This is a genomic window from Neobacillus terrisolis (assembly GCF_051233475.1).
Taxonomy (GTDB): Bacteria; Bacillota; Bacilli; order Bacillales; family Cytobacillaceae; genus Bacillus_BU.
Genome location: NZ_JBKFGH010000049.1, coordinates 1 through 4,679 on the forward strand (window position 1 = coordinate 1; position 4,679 = coordinate 4,679).

Below are 4,679 nucleotides of genomic sequence, written 5' to 3' on the forward strand. Positions count from 1 at the left end.
ACAGGCCAGTTTAACAAATCCAATAATAAAAGGATGCCTTCTCAGCATCCTAATATTTTATATGAAGCTATTCCTCCATGAATTTGTATGAACATTTTCATTAGAGATTCAATTAGTTCATTTGCTTTCTTTGTTTCAAGAGAAGGGCGCAAGTAAACGATTTGCAAAGCATGAGTTGTAGCAGTTGTTACAGAGGTTCTTACCGAATCAACAAACGGACTACCAAATGGACCTTCACCATCGGCAGAAATAATCAAGTTATGTACTGAATTCTCCCGGCCATTGAGCCCAAGATAAACCTCATTGTCCCCTCCAATTCGAATTGTAACATCCCCAGTAATTTTTTCAGCATCATAAATGCCAATCGGAACTTGATATTCGAGTGAAAAAAAGTTATTTAAATCAATCGCGCTATGGACCGGCTGCAAATAATTTTGCTTTTGAACTCTTCTATACAGGGCTTCCGCTGAATGACGATAACGATTGGGGTCTTTGCCGGCCTTTTTAAAAATTTCACGCCATTCCCGGATGCCTTCGAGTTCTGTAACACTTTTACCATCTAATAAATCAAAGTAAATGGACTCTTGGAATAACTGTAAACGTCCTTTAACCATTTGCGGTGATTCACCAACGGCAATTTGATCATAATGAATAACACCAATCTTAAAATTTGGTATGATGGAACAGATATTAGCTGAAAGTTGAATTTCCAAGTATTTCACCTCCAGAATTGATTAGAAATAGTTTATCATAAATAAGATTATCTACTTAATTAGACGATTTAACGAAAGGAGGGAGTTGGATGAATGTCCAAGCCTTTAAGCAGGAATTAATTGATTACAGCAAGTCAATTGGTATTGATAAAATTGGCTTTACAACAGCATCACCTTTTGCTGAATTAAAAAGTCGCCTCGAAAGACAAAGAGAATTGGGTTACCAATCCGGGTTTGAAGAGCCTGATCTTGATAAAAGGACCAATCCCTCCCTGTTAATGAATGAAGCACGTTCGATTATTGCGATTGCATTAGCGTACCCTACTAAAATGAAAAACCGGGTTCAAAGTAAGGAAGGCGAAAGACGAGGAATCTTTTCCCGCGCCTCTTGGGGAACCGATTATCATATTGTTTTAAAAGAGCACTTGATACAGTTAGAGTCTTTTATTATGGAACGTTTCCCTGATGCGCTTTGCAAATCAATGGTTGATACAGGTGAGCTAGTTGACCGTGCCGTAGCCGAGCGAGCGGGGATAGGCTGGAGCGGAAAAAACTGCTCGATTATCACACCGGAGTTTGGTTCTTTCGTGTACCTTGGTGAAATGATTACCAATATCCCATTTGAGCCTGACGAACCGATTGAAGACCGCTGCGGCGACTGTACAAAATGTCTTGATGCATGTCCAACAAGTGCACTGGTTCAAGGTGGTCAAATCAATGCAAATCGTTGTGTGGCTTTTTTAACTCAAACGAAAGGAGTTGTCCCTGAAGAGTTTCGAGACAAGATCGGCAATCGAATTTATGGGTGTGATTCCTGTCAAACTGCTTGTCCAGAAAATAAGGGAAGAGATTTTCATTTTCATCCGGAAATGGAAGCAGAACCAGAGGTCGTTAAACCTCTTTTAAAACCTCTTTTGACGATAAGTAACCGTGATTTTAAAGAAAAATTTGGTTCGTTATCCGGTTCCTGGCGTGGAAAAAAGCCAATTCAGCGCAATGCGATTATTGCCCTTGCTCATTTTAAGGATCATACAGCGATACCGGAACTTATACAGGTATTAATGGAAGACCCGCGTCCAGTCATGCGCGGTACGGCAGCTTGGGCGCTTGGTAAAATTTGCGGAGAGCAGGTTATTGATGTTTTGAATAAAGCAAAACAAACAGAGCGCGATCCTGAAGTGATGAAGGAAATCAATAAGGTACTGGAAACAAGGATGGATTAGTTCTGTCCTTGTTTTTTTTAGGGGTGCCTTTGGTATGTGGAAAAAGTCACTTGCGCCGATAAATAGATAAAAACCGCCGATAAAAATCAAAATTTCGCCGATAAAGCGTTAAAAACCGCCGATAAATCCACAAATCCCGCCGATAAATTTTCTAAGGCACTATTTTCACAGAACACAAACTTCCTCCTTAAAATAAAGGCGGCGTCGGGATAAATTGATAAATCCTTCATAATTATGTTTATGAAGGGAGAGGTTTGGATGCGAGAGCAGTTGCAACAACTTCTAGAGGGAAGGGTTATGCAATGTGTCAAACAGCAACGCGGCAAGAACCCGTGCCAAAAAATTGAACGGAAAATAGATAGCCTTGGAAGAAGGGATGCAGAGATCGCCAAGGCGAGAGCAGACGGACGCATTATAAAAAAAGAAGAGCAGGGAGAGAATGAACACGTTTATTATTTGGTTCATTTTCAATACTTAATTCAACAAAAAGGACTTATGTATATAGAAGAGGAAATTGAAAAAAGAAAAGCGGTCTTTTATCGAAATCAAATTATTGAGGATGTTGAACTGGACCTGCCTGAATTTGATTTAAATAAAGAATCTCGGCTGACATTTTCACAAGAAGATATTATGAATACAGAGTACCGCTTAGCCTATTCCTACAATCGGTTAAAAGCAGTTCAGTATGCAGAAAGATGGTGGAACAGCTATAATCCGGCCTATATAAAATTCGAAAATGATTGTACCAATTTTATTTCACAATGTCTAAACCAAGGTGGAGCACCAATGAGGGGACATCCAAACCGCACGCTTGGTTGGTGGGTAAGAGGGCAGAACTATAGCTTTAGCTGGGCGGTGGCTAATGCACTTAAAGTGTATTTAGCTAATTCAAAAACAGGGTTAAGAGCAAGGGAAGTGAGCAGTCCGGACCAGCTCTTGCTTGGAGATGTTATTTGTTATGATTTTCAAGGGAATGGCCGCTTTGATCATAATACGATTGTGACAGGGAAGGATGCTAATGGGATGCCTTTAGTTAATGCCCATACTTATAACAGCAGGCAGCGATATTGGGCCTATGAGGATTCGACCGCCTATACACCAAATATTAAATATAAATTTTTCACGATAGTGGATGACTGATAACGTTCTTGATACAAGGATGGAGAGTGGTATAATAGCATGTAGATTTAATTTTAGAGGTGAAGATTGTGGGAGTGCATGTGGTTTTATACCAACCTGAAATACCATCTAATACAGGAAATATTGCACGAACTTGTGCAGCGACAAATACGACACTACATTTAATCCGTCCCCTTGGTTTTTCAACCGATGATAAAATGCTAAAGAGAGCTGGATTAGATTATTGGGAGTTTGTAAACATTGTTTATTACGATTCTTTAGATGATTTTTTTGAAAAGAATGAAGGCGGAAAGTTCTTTTATTTGACTAAGTTTGGGGAAAAGCCGCACACGACTTTTGATTACAGTGATCCGGATCAGAATTATTTCTTTATGTTTGGTCGAGAGACAACGGGCTTGCCAAAAGATTTAATTGAGAATAATAAGGATCAATGTTTAAGGATTCCAATGACTGAAAATGTTCGTTCACTAAACTTATCGAATACTGCGGCAATCTTAATCTATGAAGCACTTCGGCAGCAAGATTATCCAAACCTGAAGTAGAGATAATTCTTATTTAACTGAAGCAAAGTAATCCGAATCCAAGTCGGGTTGTTTTGCTTTTTTTATTTCTTTTGCTTTAATAAAAAAGTGAAGGGGTGGAAGGAAGAATGAATCAGGTAATTGAGACAATGTTAAATCATCGGTCAATTCGAAAATTTGAGGACAAGCCGTTAACGAAATCTCAAATTGAACAGATTGTTGCAAGCGCTCAAAGTGCTTCAACATCAAGTTACATACAGGCTTATTCCATTATTGGCGTTACGGATATAGAGAAGAAGGAGAAGCTTGCTGAACTATCTGGTAATCAGTCATATGTAGCAGAAAATAGCATTTTTCTCGTTTTCTGTGCTGATTTATTTCGGCACGAGCTAGCTGGAAAAATGGAAGAGAAGGATGTCATTCCGTCTCTTGAAAGCACAGAAAAGTTTATGGTTGCGTTGATAGATGCTTCACTTGCTGCTCAAAATGCAGCACTTGCGGCTGAGTCTATGGGGTTAGGTATTTGCTTTATTGGCGGAATTCGTAATCATTTATCGGAAGTGAAAAAATTATTAAAAACACCGGAGCGGGTTTTACCGTTGTTTGGGATCGCGATTGGCTATCCAGCCAAAGTCACGGATAAAAAGCCTCGTCTGCCGATGAGCAATGTTTATTTTGAAAATGAATATGAACAAGATGAAGGCAAATTGATTGCTGATTTAGAAAAATATAACGAGGTCATTTCGAATTACTATCATGAGCGGACAAAAGGAAAGCGAAAAGATCGTTGGACTGAGCAAATGGCCAATATGCTTGAAAAGCAATCAAGAATGTATATGAAGGAATTTGTTCAAGAAAATAAACTGGACTTGAAATAAATATTTAAAATAAGAAAGGCTTGTTAGAGCACTCTATTGATTGGAGAGGAAGGTGCGAGACTCCTGCGGGAGAAGGTGTCACGGGAGACCCCACAGGCGCTAAGGCGCCGAGTTATCATGAACGAAACTAGCTCCTTACTCGTAAAATCGTAGGTTAATTTGGTAAGAATGTTTATTGTTGAAAAACAAAAAACCAAATTAGAG

The 4,679-nt window shown here is 39.2% G+C and carries 5 protein-coding genes; 4 read left to right on the plus strand and 1 reads right to left on the minus strand.

Annotated elements, in window-relative coordinates:
- Window positions 1-41: 41 nt before the first annotated feature.
- Window positions 42-713, minus strand: coding sequence for a B3/B4 domain-containing protein (locus ACI48O_RS22340; RefSeq protein WP_435564021.1), 672 nt, complete (start codon window positions 711-713; stop codon window positions 42-44).
- Between the two features lie 89 nt (window positions 714-802).
- Here ACI48O_RS22340 and queG point away from each other — a divergent pair, with 89 nt between their 5' ends.
- From queG to nfsA, 4 genes are all read left to right on the plus strand, one after another.
- Complete coding sequence (gene queG, locus ACI48O_RS22345; protein WP_435564022.1) at window positions 803-1,936, plus strand: tRNA epoxyqueuosine(34) reductase QueG; 1,134 nt, start codon at window positions 803-805, stop codon at window positions 1,934-1,936.
- A gap of 258 nt (window positions 1,937-2,194) precedes the next feature.
- On the plus strand, window positions 2,195-3,076 hold the full coding sequence (locus ACI48O_RS22350; protein WP_435564023.1) for an amidase domain-containing protein: 882 nt from the start codon (window positions 2,195-2,197) through the stop codon (window positions 3,074-3,076).
- A 59-nt stretch (window positions 3,077-3,135) separates the two neighbouring features.
- Window positions 3,136-3,618, plus strand: coding sequence for a tRNA (uridine(34)/cytosine(34)/5-carboxymethylaminomethyluridine(34)-2'-O)-methyltransferase TrmL (trmL, locus tag ACI48O_RS22355; RefSeq protein WP_435564024.1), 483 nt, complete (start codon window positions 3,136-3,138; stop codon window positions 3,616-3,618).
- A 107-nt stretch (window positions 3,619-3,725) separates the two neighbouring features.
- Complete coding sequence (gene nfsA / locus ACI48O_RS22360) at window positions 3,726-4,475, plus strand: oxygen-insensitive NADPH nitroreductase (RefSeq protein WP_435564025.1); 750 nt, start codon at window positions 3,726-3,728, stop codon at window positions 4,473-4,475.
- The last annotated feature ends 204 nt before the right edge of the window (window positions 4,476-4,679 follow it).